Source organism: Xanthomonas sp. NCPPB 4037, assembly GCF_041475695.2.
Classification (GTDB): domain Bacteria; phylum Pseudomonadota; class Gammaproteobacteria; order Xanthomonadales; family Xanthomonadaceae; genus Xanthomonas; species Xanthomonas campestris.
On sequence record NZ_CM191261.1, the window covers coordinates 3,868,363 to 3,890,082 of the forward strand.

The 21,720-nt window shown below is 55.5% G+C and carries 18 protein-coding genes, 1 other RNA gene and 2 pseudogenes; 10 read left to right on the forward strand and 11 right to left on the reverse strand.

Going from position 1 to position 21,720, the window contains the following annotated elements; genetic code table 11:
• Window positions 1-17: 17 nt before the first annotated feature.
• Window positions 18-998: an IS5 family transposase gene (locus ACCQ01_RS17150; protein ID WP_129589008.1), complete on the reverse strand. Its 981-nt coding sequence runs from the start codon at window positions 996-998 to the stop codon at window positions 18-20.
• Between the two features lie 52 nt (window positions 999-1,050).
• Complete coding sequence (locus tag ACCQ01_RS17155) at window positions 1,051-1,647, reverse strand: hypothetical protein (protein ID WP_372358816.1); 597 nt, start codon at window positions 1,645-1,647, stop codon at window positions 1,051-1,053.
• A gap of 132 nt (window positions 1,648-1,779) precedes the next feature.
• On the opposite strand from ACCQ01_RS17155, the gene ACCQ01_RS17160 reads away from it, so the two are divergent.
• Window positions 1,780-2,760: an IS5 family transposase gene (locus ACCQ01_RS17160; protein WP_129589008.1), complete on the forward strand. Its 981-nt coding sequence runs from the start codon at window positions 1,780-1,782 to the stop codon at window positions 2,758-2,760.
• 103 nt (window positions 2,761-2,863) lie between these two features.
• Here ACCQ01_RS17160 and ACCQ01_RS17165 read toward each other — a convergent pair whose 3' ends face one another.
• A complete protein-coding gene (locus tag ACCQ01_RS17165; protein WP_228430978.1) occupies window positions 2,864-3,691 on the reverse strand; it encodes an NACHT domain-containing protein in 828 nt (275 codons plus the stop codon).
• 353 nt (window positions 3,692-4,044) lie between these two features.
• The gene (locus ACCQ01_RS17170; protein WP_228430980.1) at window positions 4,045-4,548 is read right to left on the reverse strand and encodes a hypothetical protein; all 504 of its coding nucleotides are present in this window, start codon (window positions 4,546-4,548) and stop codon (window positions 4,045-4,047) included.
• A 303-nt stretch (window positions 4,549-4,851) separates the two neighbouring features.
• Here ACCQ01_RS17170 and ACCQ01_RS17175 point away from each other — a divergent pair, with 303 nt between their 5' ends.
• The 4 genes from ACCQ01_RS17175 to ACCQ01_RS17190 are packed head-to-tail and all read left to right on the forward strand — an operon-like array spanning window position 4,852 to window position 12,301.
• Window positions 4,852-8,058, forward strand: a complete 3,207-nt coding sequence (locus ACCQ01_RS17175) for a tellurite resistance TerB family protein (RefSeq protein WP_228430982.1) — start codon at window positions 4,852-4,854, stop codon at window positions 8,056-8,058.
• Complete coding sequence (locus tag ACCQ01_RS17180; RefSeq protein ID WP_228430984.1) at window positions 8,055-9,353, forward strand: ATP-binding protein; 1,299 nt, start codon at window positions 8,055-8,057, stop codon at window positions 9,351-9,353. Before ACCQ01_RS17175 ends, ACCQ01_RS17180 begins: the two co-directional genes overlap by 4 nt.
• Before the next feature lie 3 nt (window positions 9,354-9,356).
• Window positions 9,357-11,555: a DEAD/DEAH box helicase gene (locus ACCQ01_RS17185; RefSeq protein WP_228430986.1), complete on the forward strand. Its 2,199-nt coding sequence runs from the start codon at window positions 9,357-9,359 to the stop codon at window positions 11,553-11,555.
• A gap of 14 nt (window positions 11,556-11,569) precedes the next feature.
• Window positions 11,570-12,301, forward strand: coding sequence for a hypothetical protein (locus tag ACCQ01_RS17190; RefSeq protein ID WP_228430988.1), 732 nt, complete (start codon window positions 11,570-11,572; stop codon window positions 12,299-12,301).
• Between the two features lie 54 nt (window positions 12,302-12,355).
• Here the strand turns inward: ACCQ01_RS17190 and ACCQ01_RS17195 are convergent, their stop codons facing one another.
• From ACCQ01_RS17195 to ACCQ01_RS17215, 5 genes and pseudogenes are all read right to left on the reverse strand, one after another.
• Complete coding sequence (locus tag ACCQ01_RS17195; RefSeq protein ID WP_228430990.1) at window positions 12,356-13,423, reverse strand: ankyrin repeat domain-containing protein; 1,068 nt, start codon at window positions 13,421-13,423, stop codon at window positions 12,356-12,358.
• Between the two features lie 92 nt (window positions 13,424-13,515).
• Window positions 13,516-13,749, reverse strand: coding sequence for a hypothetical protein (locus ACCQ01_RS17200; RefSeq protein WP_005923902.1), 234 nt, complete (start codon window positions 13,747-13,749; stop codon window positions 13,516-13,518).
• A gap of 170 nt (window positions 13,750-13,919) precedes the next feature.
• Window positions 13,920-14,570 carry a hypothetical protein gene (locus ACCQ01_RS17205; protein ID WP_228430992.1) on the reverse strand — a complete coding sequence of 217 codons (651 nt, stop codon included), beginning with the start codon at window positions 14,568-14,570 and terminating at the stop codon, window positions 13,920-13,922.
• A 102-nt stretch (window positions 14,571-14,672) separates the two neighbouring features.
• Window positions 14,673-15,308 (reverse strand): annotated as a pseudogene (locus ACCQ01_RS17210) (DUF6988 family protein).
• A 203-nt stretch (window positions 15,309-15,511) separates the two neighbouring features.
• Window positions 15,512-15,991 (reverse strand): JAB domain-containing protein, encoded by a 480-nt coding sequence (locus ACCQ01_RS17215; protein WP_228430996.1) that lies wholly within the window; start codon window positions 15,989-15,991, stop codon window positions 15,512-15,514.
• A gap of 263 nt (window positions 15,992-16,254) precedes the next feature.
• On the opposite strand from ACCQ01_RS17215, the gene ACCQ01_RS17220 reads away from it, so the two are divergent.
• On the forward strand, window positions 16,255-16,398 hold the full coding sequence (locus ACCQ01_RS17220; protein WP_155406263.1) for a hypothetical protein: 144 nt from the start codon (window positions 16,255-16,257) through the stop codon (window positions 16,396-16,398).
• Window positions 16,399-16,400: 2 nt separating this feature from the next.
• On the opposite strand, the pseudogene ACCQ01_RS17225 reads toward ACCQ01_RS17220, so the two are convergent.
• Window positions 16,401-16,603: pseudogene (locus ACCQ01_RS17225) on the reverse strand (hypothetical protein).
• Window positions 16,604-17,315: 712 nt separating this feature from the next.
• Between ACCQ01_RS17225 and ACCQ01_RS17230 the strand changes: the two are divergent.
• The 3 genes from ACCQ01_RS17230 to ACCQ01_RS17240 all read left to right on the forward strand — a co-directional run bounded on the left by ACCQ01_RS17230 (window position 17,316) and on the right by ACCQ01_RS17240 (window position 20,397).
• A complete protein-coding gene (locus tag ACCQ01_RS17230; RefSeq protein WP_228430998.1) occupies window positions 17,316-18,608 on the forward strand; it encodes a reprolysin-like metallopeptidase in 1,293 nt (430 codons plus the stop codon).
• 514 nt (window positions 18,609-19,122) lie between these two features.
• Window positions 19,123-19,197: non-coding RNA, sX9 sRNA (locus tag ACCQ01_RS17235), on the forward strand.
• Between the two features lie 168 nt (window positions 19,198-19,365).
• Window positions 19,366-20,397, forward strand: coding sequence for a hypothetical protein (locus ACCQ01_RS17240; protein WP_039809515.1), 1,032 nt, complete (start codon window positions 19,366-19,368; stop codon window positions 20,395-20,397).
• 453 nt (window positions 20,398-20,850) lie between these two features.
• Here the strand turns inward: ACCQ01_RS17240 and ACCQ01_RS17245 are convergent, their stop codons facing one another.
• Entirely contained in the window at window positions 20,851-21,246 is a 396-nt protein-coding gene (locus tag ACCQ01_RS17245; RefSeq protein ID WP_228431000.1) for an H-NS histone family protein, read from the reverse strand.
• Window positions 21,247-21,512: 266 nt separating this feature from the next.
• On the opposite strand from ACCQ01_RS17245, the gene ACCQ01_RS17250 reads away from it, so the two are divergent.
• Window positions 21,513-21,719, forward strand: coding sequence for a hypothetical protein (locus ACCQ01_RS17250; protein WP_139328692.1), 207 nt, complete (start codon window positions 21,513-21,515; stop codon window positions 21,717-21,719).
• The last annotated feature ends 1 nt before the right edge of the window (window position 21,720 follow it).

Sequence of the window (21,720 nt, forward strand, 5' to 3'; positions counted from 1 at the left end):
GCAGGGTGTTGCCCGCGTTACAGGCGCACGCTCCCCATAGCAGGCATCAACTGCTTTCGCTTTATCCACAGATTGGAGAGCGCAAACAGCGTCAGCACCTGCGCGGTGTTCTTCGCCAAGCCGCGATAGCGGACCTTGGTGTAACCGAACTGGCGCTTGATCACCCGGAACGGATGCTCCACCTTCGCACGCACGCTGGCCTTGAAGTGTTCCCAACGCTGTTCCCGAGCACGCTCCCGCTTGTTGCCGATGGCTTGCAGCACCGAACGCTTGGCAGCAATGAAGAATGCAGCCTCGCAGTCCTGCAGTTCTTCGCGCTTATCCGCACCGGTGTAGCCGCTGTCGCCGAACACGCTGTCTTCTTTGCCATGCAGCAACGTGTGCGTCACCGTGACATCGGCGACGTTGGCCGCTGTGCAATGGACGTGGTGCACCAACCCGGAAAATTCATCCACGCCGATGTGCGCCTTCATCCCGAAATACCACTGATTGCCCTTCTTTGTCTGATGCATCTCAGGGTCGCGCGCATGGTCGGCATTCTTGGTCGAACTGGGCGCCGCGATCAGCGTCGCATCGACGATCGTGCCCGACCGCAGGCTCTGGCCCTTGCGCGCCAGATGCGCGTTGACCGCTTCCAGCATCCGCGCGGCAAGGCCATGGGCCTCCAACAGGCGGCGAAAGTTGAGAATCGTGGTCTCGTCTGGAACGTTGTCCAAGCCACCGAGCTGAGCAAACCGCCGCAAGGTCGGGATCTCGTGCAGTGCTTCTTCCATCGCCGGATCGCTCAACGCATACCACTGCTGCAGCAGATGAATCCGCAACATCGTCGCCAGTGCGTACGGCTGCCGACCTGGCCGCCCCGAGACCGGATAGTGCGGCGCGACCAGCCCGAGCAGTTGCTGCCACGGCACGACCTGCTCCATCTCGGCCAGGAAGATCTCCCGGCGGGTCTGCTTGCGCTTGCCCAGGCCCTCAGCGTCACCGAACGTCAGTTGCATGGATCACTCCTCAACATCAGGCGGGTAGTGTCGCGTATCTGTGGTGCGTTGTTCAGAGGTTCCCTAAGTGAGAATAGGCAGCAAGCAAAGCGTGCCGCGAAGCGTCGTCGCCTTCATGGAGCACTTCCATTGCTAAAACTCGCAATGCGTAATGCGCCTTAACATCCCGCACGAGTGCTTTGAGGATTGCCGTAAAGCCTGGCAATATCCGGCCGCCTTTTTGCAGCGACAGCACAAATAGGCGCAAAGACAAGCTGCTTTCCGATGACGTCAACAGATGCTGGTATTGCCCTGTCAGAGCGGAATCAGCTAAGGCTTTGGCTGTATCTGGCAAATGGCGGCGAGACAAGAACCAAGGGTCTTGCTTGCTGTGACTCGCTAGCGCGTGCACCAATCTCAGCCGATTGGCTGACGACCAATTAGATACATCTCCATAGAGCAGCACACCAACCGGGTCGTAATCCATCAAAGGCGTCGGGTCAGCTACGAGGGTGACCAGCCAAGCAAACAAGCCACGAAGCGCGGTAGGTGGGCGTTCCTCAATTCCAAGCAATGCAAGCAAGCGACCCAGTGAGAACCCGGATGAAAGCTGCCTAACGAGGTAGCGTGCTGCGAGGAACTCAGCAATCGTGCGATGGGTGTAGTCCACCCCTCCCTGACCGATTGAGACGAAGGCTCGCCGACTCAATGCCGCGTAAAGCTCAGCCTTGGGCGCTAAGGAACCTCTGAACAACGCACCACAGATACGCGACACTACCCGCCTGATGTTGAGGAGTGATCCATGCAACTGACGTTCGGTGACGCTGAGGGCCTGGGCAAGCGCAAGCAGACCCGCCGGGAGATCTTCCTGGCCGAGATGGAGCAGGTCGTGCCGTGGCAGCAACTGCTCGGGCTGGTCGCGCCGCACTATCCGGTCTCGGGGCGGCCAGGTCGGCAGCCGTACGCACTGGCGACGATGTTGCGGATTCATCTGCTGCAGCAGTGGTATGCGTTGAGCGATCCGGCGATGGAAGAAGCACTGCACGAGATCCCGACCTTGCGGCGGTTTGCTCAGCTCGGTGGCTTGGACAACGTTCCAGACGAGACCACGATTCTCAACTTTCGCCGCCTGTTGGAGGCCCATGGCCTTGCCGCGCGGATGCTGGAAGCGGTCAACGCGCATCTGGCGCGCAAGGGCCAGAGCCTGCGGTCGGGCACGATCGTCGATGCGACGCTGATCGCGGCGCCCAGTTCGACCAAGAATGCCGACCATGCGCGCGACCCTGAGATGCATCAGACAAAGAAGGGCAATCAGTGGTATTTCGGGATGAAGGCGCACATCGGCGTGGATGAATTTTCCGGGTTGGTGCACCACGTCCATTGCACAGCGGCCAACGTCGCCGATGTCACGGTGACGCACACGTTGCTGCATGGCAAAGAAGACAGCGTGTTCGGCGACAGCGGCTACACCGGTGCGGATAAGCGCGAAGAACTGCAGGACTGCGAGGCTGCATTCTTCATTGCTGCCAAGCGTTCGGTGCTGCAAGCCATCGGCAACAAGCGGGAGCGTGCTCGGGAACAGCGTTGGGAACACTTCAAGGCCAGCGTGCGTGCGAAGGTGGAGCATCCGTTCCGGGTGATCAAGCGCCAGTTCGGTTACACCAAGGTCCGCTATCGCGGCTTGGCGAAGAACACCGCGCAGGTGCTGACGCTGTTTGCGCTCTCCAATCTGTGGATAAAGCGAAAGCAGTTGATGCCTGCTATGGGGAGCGTGCGCCTGTAACGCGGGCAACACCCTGCAAACGCGCCGGAAACGGCAAAAAATCGAGGATCTGAGCGCCGTCGGCCTGGCCGATGTGGTTAGGCTCATCCTCCGACGCCGTTGATCAGACCATCCCTAAATCGATCTCCCTGTAGCAAGCGATGCTTTCGTCATCGGAGCTCGCAGCAAGTGAGAAGCCTTGGCAATCTGATAGCAAGCGTAACGCACACAAAGCTCCTGCTGCACTGAGAAGCTCCTTGGCCGTGAACCGACCCGGCCCCAAGTCTTTCTCAGCATGAAGAGGGTTTTGCTCATCAAGCAAAAGCAACACTGCGCGATCAAAGAGTTCCGTCTGGCTTAATGGCCAATTTCCTCGCCGGACCACCTTGGCGAGCATCAGCAGGGTATGAGGGTTTTCCAGCAAGGGGCCGAGTTGTCGCCGAATGGCTTCTTCAACAAAGCGCTCAGCATCGTCATAGCAGCTGCTTGCAAGCACGCTCATCTGCTCGCTTTTTGTGAGAGCAAGAAGCCGAACTACAGTGGCCGCGCCTGACTTGTTGAAGTAAGGCCGCAACGCCGCCAGGTCAGTCTTATCCAGCCAGTCCGCCACACGGCAGGATAATCGCATGCCTTTGGGCCGGATCATCGCTAGCTTTCGCGTCAGCTGGTCGATGGTGGATTGGTCGGATCGTCCCGAGCGTGTCTCATCGAGCGCGTCAATCCAAAGAATCTGATCACGCGGGACTTCGTCAGAGGGCGTGTTGAGGAAGTCTCTAACAGTGAAGTAGCATCCGCCTTCTTTGGCGGAATAAGCCTTGAATAGCGAGCTTTTCCCAGAACCTGGATCGCCTAAGACAACGAGATTTTGAGCGCTTGCATGAGCGCTAAACAGGGTCACTTCACTTCCCCGCTCAGGGGGAGGATCAATTTGTAGAACTTGACGATCCAACATCATTATTTCTTGGTCACGGTTGATGCGAGTGGAGCTGAAGCTAAGTTTTGGTTGATCATCAGCGCGCTGGCAAATACAAGCCAAGGCATTGACAGGATAAAAATTTCCGTTAGTTCTAAGCCATCGTTCTCACTACACTCCTACCATGACCATCGAAGAATTTTGGAACCAAGCCTATCTAGCTGCTCTCAGTCGTGTTCCCCCTCAGCAAGCCAAAGCCAATGCAGACGAGGCAACGGAGATTTGCATCGCGCACTGGCAAGAATACGCGCATCGCATTTCCGATCCCCGCTTCTCACTTTGGCAGGCCCAGCCCATCAGCGGCGTGCCAAAAACCATCTCAACAATCCCCCTCAGCGTTTTTTCCCAAAAGGATCCGGTAGTGAAGACTTCGGTGAAACAGAAACCGAAGCGTCAAGCCGTGACCTCTCGTTGACTATCTCAGTGCCTAAGGCCTGAGCAACGCCAGTGGCTGAGATAATGCTTTGTGTTTTTTGAAACTTGACCAAATTTCCCTGCATCCATACTCGATAGGTAAGAAGATGCCTTTTTTTTGAACCATCAATCCAATAGAACTTAATTACCTTTGCGCCCGATGCGATATCAAAGAAAGCAACGAGGCTGTTGTGAAACGACGTTGCCGTCGGCGGTATGTTTTCAAGGGCTTTCTGAGCCTCCTCCAAGTCGTCCTGCACCAGGGAAAACCTACTCCCAATCTGCTTTGTGCTGGCTTTCGTCGGATCAAGAACTTCCGCATCGGCTGGATTTTTTGGCACCACCACAAGCGCGATAGAATTTTCATTTTCCGGCAAAAAACAAGAGAAGATGTGAGCTGGCGTTTTCGAATTGGAGGTCATTACAGCATCCCTGTGGTTTGGAGATGAGACGGGTCACGCATGGACAAGCAGGCGCGTCCCGGCACGCCTAATACCCTTGAATTTGCTACTACTGGCCAGACTTGCTCATAGCGGTTGGGCAGCGCTTCTCATCGGGCTAAACATGGTACGGGTCTCCGTTGCCCTAGGCGCCAAGATGATATGCCAAGCAAACTCCTCGGGTGCTTTTCTCGTGTCTGAGGGCACTACAATGGCCTAGGAAATGCGCCGTAGGCAGGGGGCCACGTGGCGAGACGCAGGAAAAAGCAAGGCTCAGACCTTACCGTGATCGCATTGGTGATCGCATTAGCGGTCATCGCGATGGTGCCTAAGCAAGTGTGGATTGCTATCGGCGTTACTGTTGTGGTCGCTTTTGGGATTTATCTCTTCGTGAAGTGGCAAGCTCAGCAGAAGCCGCCCGCCCCGATCGTGCGTGAGCCCACCCTAGCGGAACTGACGGGAACAAAGAGAGTTCAAAGCAAACCTCGCGGCTCTACAGCCGCTGATCCCGCCAGCGCCAATCGGAAGATCCTCTCTTCCATGCTAGAGGCCGCTCAACCACCGATCGCTCCATCGCCCTCGCAGAGCAACCGGGTTGCCAGCGAGCGCGTTGCGGAACCGACTGCAGCGTTGAGCCAATCAGCCCCCCCTTCTCAGGCGGCGCCTCCACAGAACCCAGCTCTTGCTGCAAAGGACCGCCCTGGGAACTTGAGGACCGCGATGGCACACCTTGCCGAGCACGGTCCGACGACACCAGTAGCACCACCGACTCCTGCCCCTCCCGGGCAGGCGGAAATGTCTCCGATCATTCTGTCAGACACACGTGCCGCACTGGAACCGAGCGCCACAGGAAATTCTCAAGATCGTCCCGTCTCTCAGCAGCCCAACGGCAATTTACTTGAAGCAATGCGCGCTGTGGCTGAGCAACCATCGATCAGTCGGCAAGCGAACTCAGCCATTGACGCCGCATCAGACGCTCCGCGCATCATCGTGCCCACCCCGAGCCGCCCACGCCCAACTGCTTCGCCTAGTCCAAGCGATCTAGGAACAACCAAGACACCAGACGCGCAAACCATCGCCTCGGCACCTACGGAAGCCCCGTCATCGCCGCAGCAACTGAACAGCAATCTTCTCGACGCCATGCGTGCAGTCGCTGCTAAAGCGGCCATACCTCGGCAGGCTCAACCTACGGCCGGCGCCGAACTCGAAGATCAACGCGGGATCGTGCCGATTGCAAGCCAGCCAACGCCTACTGCTGAAAGAGTTGAGACGATCCCAACACTGCCACCTGCGTTGCCGCCTGCTCCCATTCCGACGAACGAGGCACAGGTGCCATCAACCCCGCCACCGTTGCCTGCGGCCTCCCGCACGGAACCGGCAAACGCCACGGACGAACTTCATCGCACCAGCATCGCCGGCAGTGCACCCGCCAAAGAATTTTCTGTGCCCAGGCCTCCTGAGGGTTGGGAGAAAGCACGCTGGGTGCAGCCGGGCGAGATCATCGAAATTCGTGGAGTAAAAATCTCGGGCGGACTGTTCTACTCTGGGGTCAAGCTCGCAACACCAAGGGGTGGGAATGAACCCAGCTTGGTCAATGGCGTTCTCACCGTTGCACCAACTGGCAACTACCGGGAGCCGATCGGCTACCAGGAAAACTACGCAGACCTATCTGCAACCGAACGTCGCGCCTACATCAATTGGCTCGCTTCTGATCGATCCGATCCCGAATGCAACTACCGATACGTGATGTTGTTCTTGTATGGCATTGAACGCCGGGTCTTGATCGATGGAGCCGATGAGCCAGAGTCAAAGCAGGGTTGGCCAGCCATCAAGGCAGCACTGCGACAGCTAGAAGCCGCCTACGGCAAGATCTACACCGTTATCCGATTCCAGATCAACGGCTTGCTGGACTGGATGGAACTCGATGACGTTGGGGAAAAGCTTTACACCAAACCGCTCCCCCGCTTTCAGCGCACCCATGAGCTTCCGTTTTATCTACGTCTAGCGTTGGGTCAATGCTCATTGGATCGCGCGCCGATCCCAGCACGTTTAGCTCTTGCCTGGGCGCGCCTCAGTCCCGAAATCCCCCTCAGAACTGCCACAACGCGCTGCGCAGAAGAATTCGATCAGCTCTTCGTTGAGCGCTACCGGGAGCTTTTTGACGCGGGATTGGTCCTACCCAAGAACCGCACCAAGCTTAAATTTTCAAGACAAACCTTTTCTCCTGCTTTTTATGGCACCAGCTTCAAGCCCAAGACCTTTGGCGAGACACCGGATGTCACCGCGCTCACAGCGCCCATCAAGAAACTCAACGAAATCGTCCAGCAATGCACGGATGAACTTGGCCCGCTCAGTCGCTTGCTCAACAAGAACCCCGAGGCTCGAACTACGCTAGAAGGACTGCTACATCTGCCAACCAGCATTTGGCCTGCCCCGCGCAAAGCAGCGCTCCAATTGCTGGTGGACGAAGTTCAAGGCCGTGCGATCACCCTGCCCCTGACTCAGCTTGCCGATCGCTTTGGCAACGATGGAGGAGAGCTCAACCGCGAGAAGATCCGAGACCTTGCCAGGACGCTTGAGGCGGCTCACATCGGCATGGAGCCCAACGTGCTTGAAGGCGCGCGGGCGCCCAGCGATGCTGATCCTGTGGTCCTCTTCGCGTTGTTGCCCGGCCAAACCCATCAAGCCCAAAGTAGCGCGTATCAAATCGCACTGTTGACCTTGCAACTTGCTTCCACCGTTGCACAGGCCGATGGCGATTTCAGTGCACACGAAATCGAACATCTTGGCCGAGAGATTGATGCATGGAGTCACCTCAGTCCCGCCGACCACAAGCGCCTTCGTGCGCATCTTGTGTGGCTGAGCCTAGCGCCCATCACCCTTGCCTCGCTCAAGAAAAAGCTCGACCCGTTGGATCAAACCACCAAAGAAACGATCGCGGCCTCCATGGCAAGCCTTGCGCAAAGCGACGGCACGGTCTCGCCAGACGAAATGCGCTTCTTGGAGAAGGTTTACAAGACACTCGGCGTGGAGACCAAGCGCGTCTTTAGTGATGTCCATGCAGTGAGCGCTGGAAGAAGCGCCACCAAGGCAGAGCCAGCCAAGCAGTTTCGCCTGGACCCCAAACGTATTGCCGAACTCCAACACGATACCGCCAAGGTCTCTGCCCTCTTGGCTGGCATCTTTACCGAAGATGTGCCTGAACCCATCATCGAGCCCCAAGCACTGCCGCTCCCCAGTCAAGAAGCTGCTTCTACTCCTGGCCTGTTGGGTTTGGATGAAGCGCATAGCGCACTGCTGCGCCTCATGCTCTCCCGACCCAACTGGACGCGCTCCGAACTGGAAGATGGCGCTTCGGATCTGGAGCTGATGCTCGACGGCGCACTTGAACACATTAATGATGCATCGTTTGATGCTTATGACATCCCATTCTCTGAAGGAGACGATCCGGTGGAGATCAACCCAGAGTTCATCGAGAAAATAGAGCAATGAGCAACCCTATTCGTGCCAAGGATCGTGATGCGGTCATCCAGTCATTGCGTGCAGGTGTCGTGCCTCGTGCGGGTCAACACCTGATCCAGGTTGGGCGCATTCGCGAAGTCGAAACGCTAGTCAGCGACATTGATCGCCTGGCCGATGGCGGCTCCTCGTTCCGACTGGTCGTTGGCGAATACGGTGCTGGCAAGACCTTCTTCCTCAATCTGGTGCGCGCCATTGCCATGGAGCGCAAGCTCGTCGTCGCCAGCGCTGACCTCAATCCCGATCGGCGCTTGCATGCCTCCGGTGGCCAGGCCCGTTCGCTTTACGCAGAGCTGATGCGCAACTTGGCCACGCGCACCAAGCCGGACGGTGGCGCGCTGCCAGGGGTCGTTGAGAAATTCATCGCGACCGCCAAGACCGAAGCCAAAGCAAAGAATGTTCCCACCGAACAAGTCATCCGCGCCAAGCTTGAGCAGCTGACGGAACTCGTTAACGGCTATGACTTCGCTGATGTCATTGCGGCTTATTGCAAGGGCTTCGAACAAGGCAATGAGCAACTCAAATCCGATGCCATTCGCTGGCTGCGTGGCGAGTTCTCCACCAAGACCGACGCCAAAGCTGCGCTTGGTGTGCGCTCGATTGTCGATGATGCCTCGGTCTACGATCAGCTCAAGCTGATGGGGCGCTTTGTGCGCCTGGCCGGCTTTAGCGGCCTTCTGGTTTGCCTGGACGAGCTCGTCAATCTCTATAAGCTTGCTAATGCCCAAGCGCGCAACTCGAACTACGAGCAGATCTTGCGCATGCTCAATGACTCCTTCCAAGGCACGGCAGTGGGTCTTGGCTTCGTGTTGGGTGGCACGCCTGAATTCTTGATGGATCCCCGGCGCGGTGTTTACAGCTACCAAGCGCTTCAAAGTCGCTTGGCCCAAAATGCGTTTGCCAAGGAAGGTCTGGTCGACTTCTCCGGACCTGTGGTGCGACTTTCGAGCCTCACTGCGGAAGACTTCTATGTGCTTTTGACCAAGATCCGTCATGTCTACGCAGGCGGTGATGCGGATAAGTATCTGCTGCCTGACGAAGCTGTCCAGCAATTCATGGAGCACTGCGCCAATCGGATTGGTGACAGCTTTTTCCGCACGCCCCGCACCACAATCACGGCTTTCATCAATCTCTTGGCGGTCTTGGAGCAAAACCCCGGCACCGCTTGGCAAACTTTGATCGGCGAGGTTGAGGTTAAAGAAGACCACGGCGGCGACGAAGATCTCGCGGTTCAAGGCGACGATGAATTGGCTTCGTTCAAGCTCTGATCGATGAGCCAGTCAATCGCGTTCTCGCTTCTTTCGCCAGGCATCCAGCGCTACTTATGGGCAGAGCAATGGGAAGCACTGCGGGATGTCCAGGAAATGGCCATCCCACTGATCCTGCCTGCCGATCAAGATGTGATCGTGGCTGCTAGCACCGCCTCGGGGAAGACGGAAGCGGCCTTTCTCCCAGCGCTGACGTATCTCGAACAGCAAACCCCAGCAGGTTTGATCGTTTACATCAGCCCCTTGAAGGCCTTGATCAATGATCAATTCGGTCGATTGGAGCGACTGTGCGAAGACCTCGACATTCCGGTGTGGCCGTGGCATGGCGACATCAGCAGCACAAGCAAACAGCGCTTCTTCAAGAAACCGCATGGCGTCGTTCTGATCACACCAGAGTCTCTGGAAGCAATGCTGTGCAACCGAGGCACCTCGGTTGCCGGCATCTTCAAGCACCTGGCTTACTTTGTGATCGATGAGCTGCATGCCTTCATCGGCAGCGAGCGCGGCAAACAACTTCAATCCTTGCTACACAGGATCGATACCGTCGTTGGACGCAAGGTGCCTCGCATTGGGCTATCGGCAACATTGGGTGACATGCAGACTGCGGCGCGCTTTCTGCGTCCAGCGGGGACCGCCGCGATTGTCGACGCCCCTTCCGATGCGTCAGAACTTCTCCTTATCATCAAAGGCTTTGAAGAACCTGTTCCTCAAAAGGGCGAAGCTGATGACAAGAAGGAGAAGCAAGAACTAGCACCATTGGCTGTGGCCGAGCATTTGTTCAAAATCCTTCGAGGTAGCAACAACCTGGTCTTTCCCAACAGCCGCCGTGAGGTCGAGCGCTATACTCACCTGCTCAATGAGCTTTGCGAGAAAGGCGGCGTTTCGCGCGAGTTCTGGCCGCACCATGGCAGTCTTTCCAAAGAAATCCGCTACGACACTGAGGCTGCGCTCAAACAAAAGGATCAGCCAGCGACTGCCGTATGCACCAACACATTGGAACTCGGCATCGATATCGGCGCGGTCAAGAGCGTTGCCCAGATTGGCACGCCCCCTACCGTTGCCAGTCTTCGTCAACGCATGGGCAGATCCGGAAGACGCAAAGGTGAAGCTGCGATCTTGCGCGGCTATGTGATTGAAGACGCCATCGACTCGCAAGCGGATCTTCGAACACGCCTGAGGCTCGACACCTTCCAGACTTTGGCCGTGGTCATGCTGCTCACCGAAAAATGGTATGAGCCGCCTGTGGTCAAAGGCGCGCATCTTTCCACCTTCATCCAGCAGCTCCTTTCCGCCATTGCGCAGTATGGCGGCCTGACTGCACCTCAGGCATTCCAGTTGCTGTGCGCCCCCAGTGCCCCTTTCAATCAAGTGTCTCGTGATGCGTTTGTCGAGCTGTTGCGCCATTTGGGGCAGCACGACATCTTGATTCAAGATGGATCTGGGCTCTTGTTGCACGGATCTGTCGGCGACCGGATCGTCAACCACTACTCGTTCTATGCAGCGTTCACAGTCGACGAGGAATTCCGGATTGTCGCTGCTGGCAAACCGCTTGGCACTCTGCCCATTTCCCAGATGCTCACGACCGGCCAGCGTATCTTGTTTGGCGGGCGCACCTGGCTGGTCGAGCAAATCGACGAAGGCCAGAAGACGATCTACGTGTCTGCCACCAAGAGTGGCGCGCCACCGTTGTTCAGCGGCGGCGGCGGACGCGTGCATACCAAAGTGCGTCAAACCATGCGAGCGATCTATAAGGGAACACTGACGCCGACGTTTGTGGATGCGTGTGCGCAGCGCTTCATCGACGAAGGACGGACCAGCTACCAGCAACACAGCTTGGATGATCAACTCTTTCTGGATAGGGGAAGCGACATCCTGCTTCTCACTTGGCTGGGCGATGCGGCCAACGATGCAATCGCTTGCTTGCTCAATGCCAGGAACTTCAAGGCTCAGGGTAGCCGACTGGGGGTCGAGATCACGCGGGGTCCGAATGCCCTTGAGAACATCGAGACAGCACTCAAGGCGATTGCCGCTGCACCAACCCCATCCATTGAAGTGCTATTGGCAGGTGCGAAAAATCTGGCCAGCCAAAAATGGGACAGTTTGCTTTCGCCTTACTTGCTTCAAGTGTCCTATGCCAGCTCGAACCTCGATCTCGATGAAGCAATCGATTGGCTACGGAAAACCTTCTTGTCCAGCAATTGACGACTACGAGAACCATGCGCCATATCCAGATTGTCCGATCAAAGCGTCGTATCCCGCGACAAGAAGAGCAAGGCAAGTTGCTATCTAAGCAATCGTGGTCCATCACTCGTTTCGTCGGCAGCCTCGCTGCCATGACAACGCTAGCTGGAATCGTGCTTCACGGATGCGGTCATGTCGCATACACCACCTATCTCGATGCCTGGGGTGTTCAAGCTGATCTCTTCCCGCAATCTACCGATTGGAAAATTGTGAATGGATACTATGCCATTGTGCTTCAAGGCGTTGGCATTCTCCGATCTGTCCCGTGGCGCGTTCCGATCACGTTTTTTCTCATGCTCTGGTTCGCGATCTGGCTCTACCGTCTACCTACCAGACCAGCAATCAACAATCGCATCACTTTATTCATTCGGGAACGGCCATGGCTAAGCGGCATCGTGTCCTCAGCCGGCATGGCCGCATCTGTCATTTATTTAGGGGTGATGCTTTACTTGGTTGGCCTGCTTGTTGCAATCATGCCAGGCTTGGTCGGAGAGAGAGCCGGGAAAGAGAAAGCAACCAAAGAGAGGCAACGCCTCCTCGGCCCAGTGTCGACAAGCGATTCAGAACTCTGGGAAAAGGGTGAGCGCAAGGTGCGGGGTCACATTATTGCCAGCAGCTCTGAACTGATCGCCATCTACGACACTGACCTCCATCAGGTCCGAACCCTATCGCGTGGCGATTGGGAGATACGAAGAGTAAGTCCTTAGAAGCAGAGGCATGAAGATGCTGGCGACATCGGGTCTTATTTCGACAACATCCGCTTACAAGCGCGCGCTACGAGATGAGTCCATCATCACCGGCCCTGCCGTATCACTCTGCGCCACCCTTTTGCGCTCGTTGGATTGAAGCTCTCTGCGCTGTTTGGCTGTATCAACTCTGGCAATCGCCTCATCAAGCTTCGCTTCAATCGCTTCGTCTGTGATCAGGTCCCGCACGTGATCTAAGTTCACTCGGCGAACCAGAACATCCGCCACTTCATCATGGTCATTTTGGAGTGCAGCAAACAAGCCGGCCTCTGGATAGGCGGTCTTGTGGGCGAACTCCAAGATCGACTTGACCATTCCTGCATCGCCTTTCGTTGCTGCAGCGAACAGTGCTTTCTCGCCAAAGTCGCGAGGCGCATGGCCTGTTCTGACGATCGCCCAAAGCAGACTCCCCACCAGCTGTTCATGGCCTTTGGCAACAGCAACATTGAGACCCAACGAAAACGTGTCTTCCGGATCTGGAAGACCAGCTTCGATCAAGAACTCAACGACCTCGGCATGATTGTTCTCGGCCGCCGCCGCAAAGCCATGCAGCGCACATTGGATCTTCGATGAGAAAGGCAACAAATGCTTGACCGCTTCCAAGTGACCCTCTCGACAAGCGGCGATCAGCGCCCGGCTGTCCTGGGCCTTGGCGTCTGAGAAAATGACCAACTGAAAGACAACATCTGCGTGGCCATGACGCGCTGCTTCATACAACGCCTGAGAGTCGCCTTGCAAGGGACTGCATTTTTTCAGCAGGTGTTTGACGCACTCCGTGTGCCCGTGCCTGGCAGCAAGCACCAATGCCTCGTCATCCTCTGCGTCGCAAAACGCCATGAGCTGCTCCACTGCCCGCGCTGAACCCGCCTTGGCAGCCACATCAAGCGGATAGACCGCAAACGACTTCGACAACAGTGGCACCAGTTGATCAACCAAGCCTTCTTTGCCGCTCTTGATTGCCACCTCAATGGCATAGCGTGCTGCAGCATCAGCATCATCCTGAGCCCGACAAAGCGACTGCACATATGCCTCGCTTCCCCGCTTCACTGCCTGTCTAATACTATTTCTAATTGCCTGTTCCATTTCGTCTCCTTCTATTCAATCTAAGGCCATCACGCCTTCCGTCAAGACCAAAGCGTGATGGCATCCATCGATTAGATCGGCAGAAACTGAACTCACAAATCGTCGATGTCAGGAACATGGTCCTCGTAGTCACACGCAATGAGCGTGCCGGTTTCATCTTCGATGCGATGGATCTCAGGTGCGCTAAACCATTCTTCGAAATCGAAGTCACTGTTCGCAATCGTGTCGACATCGCATTGAGCAAGCGCCTCCTGCGGCGAGCTTGCTTCAACTGTCATGTAGTGGGCGACTTGGACCGTCGCATTGATCTCGATGGTGTATTTCATCTTGCTCTCCGCGCTTGACGACTTGCCAAGCTTCGGAACGCAATCTATGCATCGCAGACGCGTCGCTACAGGACGAAATCGCCACGATCGCTGAACATCCATTCATCCGTCGCCGATAACGCCAGCGCCCGGATGCACCAGGCAGCCGATACGTGGGGTGGGCCGCCGCGCTAAACGGGCTTGGTGTCTTCGTCTAACTCTTGGCGATCCAGCCACGCCATCTTGGCATCATGGACCGCCATCAGATGCAACCGGTAGGCGTTTCGCCAACGCCTCTTCTCAGGGTTTGATTGCCAAGGCAGCGCCAAGGCTTGATCGATGGTCAGGGCCAAGATCGTTGCGCCTTGCTGAAAAGCTTCTTCAATCACACTCATGTCGAGCTCCGTGATGCCCGCATGTGAGATCACGCTCTTGATCTTGCCAGCCGATTCACGGATCACAATGAATGGAATGCCCTTCCCCGTTCGACCGAATTTGCCCGAGATCGGATCTTGGATCTTCTCCCGGGCTTTGGTGACTTGTGCATACCACGTCAAGAGGTCCACTTTGGGGATAGATCTCGGCGTGCTCTTGCTGATCAAAAACGGATTGCCGTGTTCTCGTTTGAGCTTGTCGAACTGACGCCTTGGGATGCTGAGGTAAAACTCCGCCATGGCTTGGGTGAAGCGCGTCGTGCTCGGTGAGCGATCAAGTCGTTGCTTCAGGCCATCGAAATCCTGGCTGGTGATGATGGCCTCGCGCTCATCGCGCGTTGCGATGACTTCAAGCGCAGCCCGCAAAAATCCGTCTTCGAAGCTTTCCGCCTTGCTGATATTTGTCATCCAAACCGTCCTTCGTTCAAGTCTCACTGCAAGCAACTTGCACCGCAAGCTTGCCACTCATCAGCCTGACAGCCTGTGGGCGATGGCGCTTGCCTGAAAATCCTAACGTATTCGTGGAGGAAGCACAGCGGGAAATCCGTCCGACGTATTGGCAACCCATCGCACCGCGTCTTGGCTACCTATGGTGATCGCCAGTTACATGTGAGCCATCACGACCAGCGCGTTGCTTTGTTTGACCACAACTTCAACGAGTTCGAGCGGGAAGCCCGTTCGCAACCGATGAAGCGCGTGTGTACCCGCATGGACAAAGGAATTGAGGGCCGCCCAAGAGTATTTCTTGAACTCCAAAAACACCCGCAGTGGCTCGGCTGCCTGCTTCACCGCTTCAAGAGCGATCAGCATCTTGGATAGCATCGGCAAGCGAGCAGCTAATGATTCACTCGTCGGCGTCAATTCGTCTTGCAGGCAGGCCACCTCATCATCGCTTGCACAGTAAAAGACCCAGACGGCTCTCACCAGCGCTTCGAACTGCGCGCGGTGGATGATGACCGTCGATGGTCCCGCACCAGCCGCGAGAAGGCAGCGAATCGCAACGGCATGTTCAATCGAAAGCAAACAAAGTGCGCGACAGACTTGCAGCTTGGCCGTTTGATCAAACGGCGGAGCCAATGTGATCTGCGACAACGCCTCCAACAGTGCATCGGACCCATCAAAGATCTTCTCTACCTGCTCAGACATCGTGCTTCCCCAAGCATTGGATCAGTTGAGTCGCATCCTGGCTCATCAATAACTCCCTCCTTCGATTTCTCATTCGGATCTTGCCGTAATGGCGCAAGCAGCGGAAGAAGCTTGAAGACCGGACTCAAGCGTAGCGCCATATCTTTTGCAAGATCAGGCGCACTGGGTGTTGTTCTGCTACCGACCGACGAAAGAGAGGGGGGCTACGCCCACCCTCTTGCTGCAAGGCTGGTGTGCTGACGCCCGCCGATCACCAGGTGGTCCAACACCCGGATGTCGAGGAGGCTCAATGCCTGCTGCAGGCGCTCGGTGACCTTGCGGTCAGCTTCGCTGGGCTCGGAGTTTCCGCTTGGGTGGTTGTGGAAAAGGACGACGGCAGCAGCGTTCAGATCCAGGGCGCGCTTGGCGACCACCCGAGGGTGCACCTCGCAGCCGTCGATGGTGCCGAAGAAGAGATGTTCGGTTGCCAAGATCTGATGCTTGATGTCCAGGAAGACGACCCCGAAGACTTCGTGCGGCAGGTGAGCGCAGCGGGCAATCAGGTAGTCGCCGGCTTGGTCCGGGCTGTCAATGCGACCTTGCCGATGAAGGCGTTGTTCCAGGATGGTGGCTGCTGCGAGCAAGATGCCCTCTTCGTCCATCTGGAGTTGGTATTGAGCCTTGATGTCTTGGGTGCGCTTCATCGGTTCTTCTCCACCAGCGCGTTGTGCGCCTCGTGGGAACCGACAGGCGAAGCGTCCGGTCCTACCGCACCCGAGAGCGAGCACCGCGCAAGCGGCGCACAGCGAAGGGCCGCAACAGAGCGTCAGCGTCGAGAAGGAGGCCTGTCCTTGCGGTTGGGACAGCGAAGCTAAGGTCCCTTTCAGAGGCCCAGCGCTGGTGGAGAAAACACCATGCATGCCCCACAAGGCTTTCTGGCGAAATGGCATTCGGATGTACGGGACCGATGAACATCAACAAGCGATGGCTGAGCTTCATAGCCTCAATGATGGCGCTCTCGCTGACGTGCGCTTGCTTGCCTGATGCCTGCATCGCTGGGCACGAGAAGCACGCAGCCATCGGGATGGATGAGCCCTGGCAACAACCATGAACTCAGACGTGATCGTCCGTGTTTTCCAGCCCGTGCCAGGACAAATTTCCTCGGCCCGACGGCCGAAGAGCTGCGCGTCCTCGCTCATCGCTGCCTTGCTCTCAATGGCGGCGGCCATGGCTGTAAAGGCTCGCCAAAAGTGTCGGCGATCAGGACTTGATGCCCGCAACGCTGGCACCGCTGCGTCGAGTTGATTGAACTGGATGCGCCACTCTAAGAACTCTTCGACCCGTCGCCATGCCCGTGCGTTGCGGGGCGACGCCCCCGGCTTGTCCACGGGGCCAACGGCCGTCGTTGACCAAGTGCTGCAGTCCACTTGGTCAACGACGCGGCGAGGTGCTAGCCCTCGGTCAGGCCAACAGCTGCTTGATGGAGGCACTGAAAAATCATGCTCGGCATTGCCGTCGAAGCTTGGCTGATCAAGAGCGGCTAACAAAAAACCTTGAGTACTGTCTCGTCGGCGACAAATTACGGACATGACACGTTGCGACGAAGTCCCAATTGCGCTCCTGATGGAGATTGCCTCAGGTGTTGAAACTGACAAGGAATTGGATTTTAAACTGATGCACCGCTCAAAATCGGGAACGTTGCGACATGGCATTAAAATGAATATAAATAATATTTATTAGTTTCTATAAAAGTCTCATATCAAGACATCCAACCACTATCATACACATGCCCTCTTAATTTTCCAGGTGCATTAAATGCACTTATGACGGATGCCACAAAAAAACGCATAATTCGCCAAAATTACATCACAAGCCATCCACAGAAGCGTTGAAGTTATCGGATCTTTTCAGCATAGTTATCCCGCAGAGCGGCATGAGCTTACAACGTGTCGTGCGATGAATATGACTGCGCAACGGCGTATTTCGTTCCACACCATTTAATTAATTACCAAAATAAAATAGGTATTTATGAAAATAAATTTTCTAGCAGCGGCGATTTTTCTGGGACTGAGCTGCACTGCCACCTCTATGGCATTTGCAGCTGACCAATGGCTTTCATTTTCAAACCAACAGAAGACTAGGATCACTTCAACGGAAAGGCTAAGCCCGATCAAAATCAACGAATCGCAAGCCTACGATAATGCCGCTGCCGGTGGACTTTGGTTACCGCTGCCAGACGGCCGACGCATCTATGCAAAAACTATTTCGCAAAACACCCAGGACAATGATCATTGGACCTTTGTCGGCACCCTCCCCGCAGAAAAGCAAAGTGTAGTGATCACCTTCGGCCGCAACGCAGTATTCGGATCAATTCCGGTCGACAATAACACATCGCTTCGTATCGTTACCCAGGGCGGCAAGCTGTATATTGCAGAACGTCTACCAAAAAACATTGCTCTTGACCGCCTCAAGAGCAATGATAGTGCCATGGCGTCCGACTACCTGATTCCGCCGAAGCAAGCGGTAAGCGAGCAAGATTTACAACGTAGTCTTGCACTAGTGAAGCAGGCGGCCAGCGCAACGACCCCGGCGGTGGTCGACGTGCTCGTAGGTTATACCCCAGGCTTGGTCCACGAGCTAGGATCGGTGGATGCCGTTAATACCCGCATCAACTATCTGGTCGCCGTTACCAACCGTGCCTACTCGGATAGCCAAGTGAATGGACGCCTGCGCCTGATCGGTACGCAGCAGGTTAATTACACGGATTCCACTACAGATGATGCTGCACTTAACGACCTGACCGAAGCATCAGGCACCTCTTCATTAGCAGCACTACACAGCACGCGTGACACCCAGGGTGCCGATCTTGTCGCCTTGCTACGCCCTTACCGCGCAAATCAAGGCGCTTGCGGCGTGGCGTGGCTGAACGGTGGTGGGCTTCAATCGTACAATGTCAATATGCAGGGATCGGGGTACGCCGCAGTCAGTGACGGTACCGATGAAGAAGCCGGAAATTACTGCGAAGACATTACCTTCGCGCATGAAATCGGCCATAACCTTGGTCTGGCTCACGACAAAGCCGATTCCGGTCCTGGCGCGTTCACTTATGCTTACGGATGGCGGCAGACATTGGATGAGGGCAGTTTCAATACCATCATGGCGTATGCCTCCGACGATCAGCAGAGAGTTCCCTACTTCGCCAATCCACGTATCACGTTATGCAATGGCAACCCGTGCGGGGATGCAAACGAAGCCGACCAGACCAGAGCGTTAAATATCGCCATGCCCATCGCGGCCAACTTTAGGCCGACCAAGCGATGAGTCACCTGTGAGCACGGATGCTACCGGAGCCGCGACAGCGCTTGGCGTGCACTAACGCCATGCGCTGTCACAGAGTAACCCCTAAACACGCTTTCAGACATACCACATAAAACGGTAAGTCGCACTTGTAGACGACGGAGATAGTTCGCAGCGTATTGCTGGAGCGATCTATCGAACAAGCGCTGCAAATGACGTCCACTTTAATAGTTCCTGCAGACGGGCACAGCCAGGAATTCTTTCAAATCAGTTGACATCTAGCTTCGGCCAAGCTTACGTCAACTCGCAAGACTGACACTCCCTACCTCATCGGTCACGCATGCTGGAAATAAAGCATTTTCGCATTGTAGAGATTGCCTCGTTTGTTGGTCGAAAGCTCATGAAAGAGTTGTTCAGAGGTTACCTAATGCATTGAAGTCGTCGAGTCCTTCAATAGATTTTTTCCCACAAGATTAAGAGCAGCTATCAAAACTACTGCGCAGCCGCCAGGCGGGCGCGGCCGGTGCTCGGAATCGGCATGTACCCCCGTACACTCCGGTTCCTCCGCGCCGTCCGCACCCACCTGACGGCTGCTCGCTACGTTTTGTTAGCCGCTCTAAGTAATCGAGGCGTCTTGGGGATCTTAAAACGTCGAGTTGCGATACACGCTGTGCAAAATAGCTTTCCGGTCTCCCGCTCCGAAAGGATGCTGAAGCGTCACCTCCTGACACGCAGCGCAGTAGGAAATCGCATTTATTCTTCCGTTAACAAAGGAAATACGATGAAACACAGTAAATTTCTGTTAGTAACTGCAATTACCACTGCTACCTGCGCACAAGCAGCTGCACAATTAGGTGGTACGCAGCCAGTGAGCGTCAGTCCCAGCCAACTTGAACTGCAGGTCCAACAGGCATGGCAAACAGAGCTTGTAAGGTCTGATACGCCGACGACCGGATGCTTTCACGCCAAATACCCAAGCATGATTTGGGAGTCGGTACCCTGCAACGCATTGCCACGTCGAAACCATCGTTTACCAGTCGGTAAAATGACCACTCAGGGCGCCGCTGGACGAACGGCACTTCCAGATGCCGTCGGTGCAACGCAAGGCCCCGTGAGCTACGCGCTCAGAGGGCATGGCCTTATTAGCGAGGCGGCGGGAAGTTTTCCGACGGTAACCGGGCTGAAGACCGTAAACAGTGACTCTAGTCCGGATGAATATAGTGTGCAGCTGAATACTAATGACGATGGAACAACGTCAGCGTGCCAGAATCACTCGGGCTGCACAGTATGGGAACAATTCCTCTACGGGAACGATGGCCCCGCAAACTCAGCATACGTTTTAATCGAATACTGGATGATCAACTTCGGCAGCACATGCCCGCCCGGATGGAGCAGCGACGGAGACACTAGTTGCGTCAGGCAAAGTAAAGCCGTACCGACGCCGCATTACCCAATCGGCCAACTACCAAACTTCCGATTGACGGCGAAGGCGGCCGCCAACGGCAACGATACCGTGATTTTCACAAATGGTACTGATGCCTACAGCGTAAGCGCGAAAGGCAATATTCTCAACATCAGTTCCGTATGGACGCAGGCAGACTTCAATGTCGACGGTAGCAATAGTGGCAAGAAAGCATACTTCAATACAGGCACTTCCATTACCACGAAATTGGCTGTCAAGGATGGGACAACCCTGTCGCCCACGTGCATCAGTGACGGCGGTACGACTGCTGAGATTAACAATCTCATCCTGGGTGCCTGCGCTGTGTCAGCAGGCGTCATGCCCTCAATTGAATTTACCGGGAAGCTCTGATAGACAACTCGAAGTCGGCATCAGGATAGATCGGGCGCAACCAGACCAATACATCGAGTCGACCGTTCCGCCAGTGGGCATAGCTCAGCCTGATAGCTTGACGCTGTTGAGAGTCGACAGGGATTCGTACGAGAAACATCCAATTCGTCTGCAGCTCATTAATTGCTAAGCGACAGCAGTGTCCGAAGAAAGGCTAGGCCCAGGCGATTGGCATTTCTTGCTGTTAAACGATTAAGGAATTTACTGCAAGAGGACTCAGGCAAGCTACCCACCTTCGCTGGCTCAAGCTCGTCTGGCGCGAGCCAGGCGATTTAACCTTCTCGTTCGGGATTGCCGCTGCGCTGGTGTCTTTCAGTGCAGCGCGCTGCTTGAGCTAATAACCGACAATCCGCAGACGTAGGAAATGAGTGCCCGAAGAGACTCCGGGCGCTCATTGCCTCGCATTCGCAATACTCAGCCTGGGAAAGCCGGAAACTTCTCATCAGGGTGCTTGGCTTTCCACTCCTTGTAAGACGCGCTCCCCTGCCAAATGGTGAAGGCTTTGGGCGGACGACCACGCCCTGACCATGTCTCTTGGTTGTGGGGCAACCAATACTTGGGCGCTACGTCCTTTCTCGTAGAAGCAGCCTTCTTCGGCTTAGCCACACCAGCACCGATCAGAGCCGCAATTTCAGATTTTTGCTTTGCACTGAAATGCTCGCTGTATTGATCAAGCAATTTGACGATCTCCGAGTATGCTTCGGACGACTGTTGCTGGCGCAGCTGAGCCTCCTGCTCTTCTAACTTACGAATTTCTTCTGCCAGCTTTTCCTTGGCAACGGCAAGGGCACTCAAAGACGCGGTTTTCATTCGAAATCGATCCAGTCAATTGATTAGTAAATTATTAGCGAAAAGTCGAGCCCAGTAGAGCCCTTCTTTTCCGATCATCACGCTCAGCCTGAGCTTTCGATAATTTAAAATTGTTACGCAATTCTTACGCCGGCCTGCGCTTTTTCCTAGGCGAAATGATGTTACATGCTTGTCGCCGCTTAGACATTCAATATATAGAACTAATGGCTTGACATGCTCCATTATTCGATTACAAAAAGCGAGCCACCCCCTTCGATTACACCAATATGAAAGTTGAACAATTTTGGAATAAAGCTTTTCTTGCAGCACTCACCCGCCTACCTGCCGACGAAGCGAAAGCAGAAGCCGACAAAGCGACTGAACTTTGCATCAATCACTGGCGCTCACATGCCACGCACTGGGCACCTAAATACTTGGCGGCATGGAAAGATCAGGAGATCAACAAAATTCACTATAAAGAATCCAACGCATGAG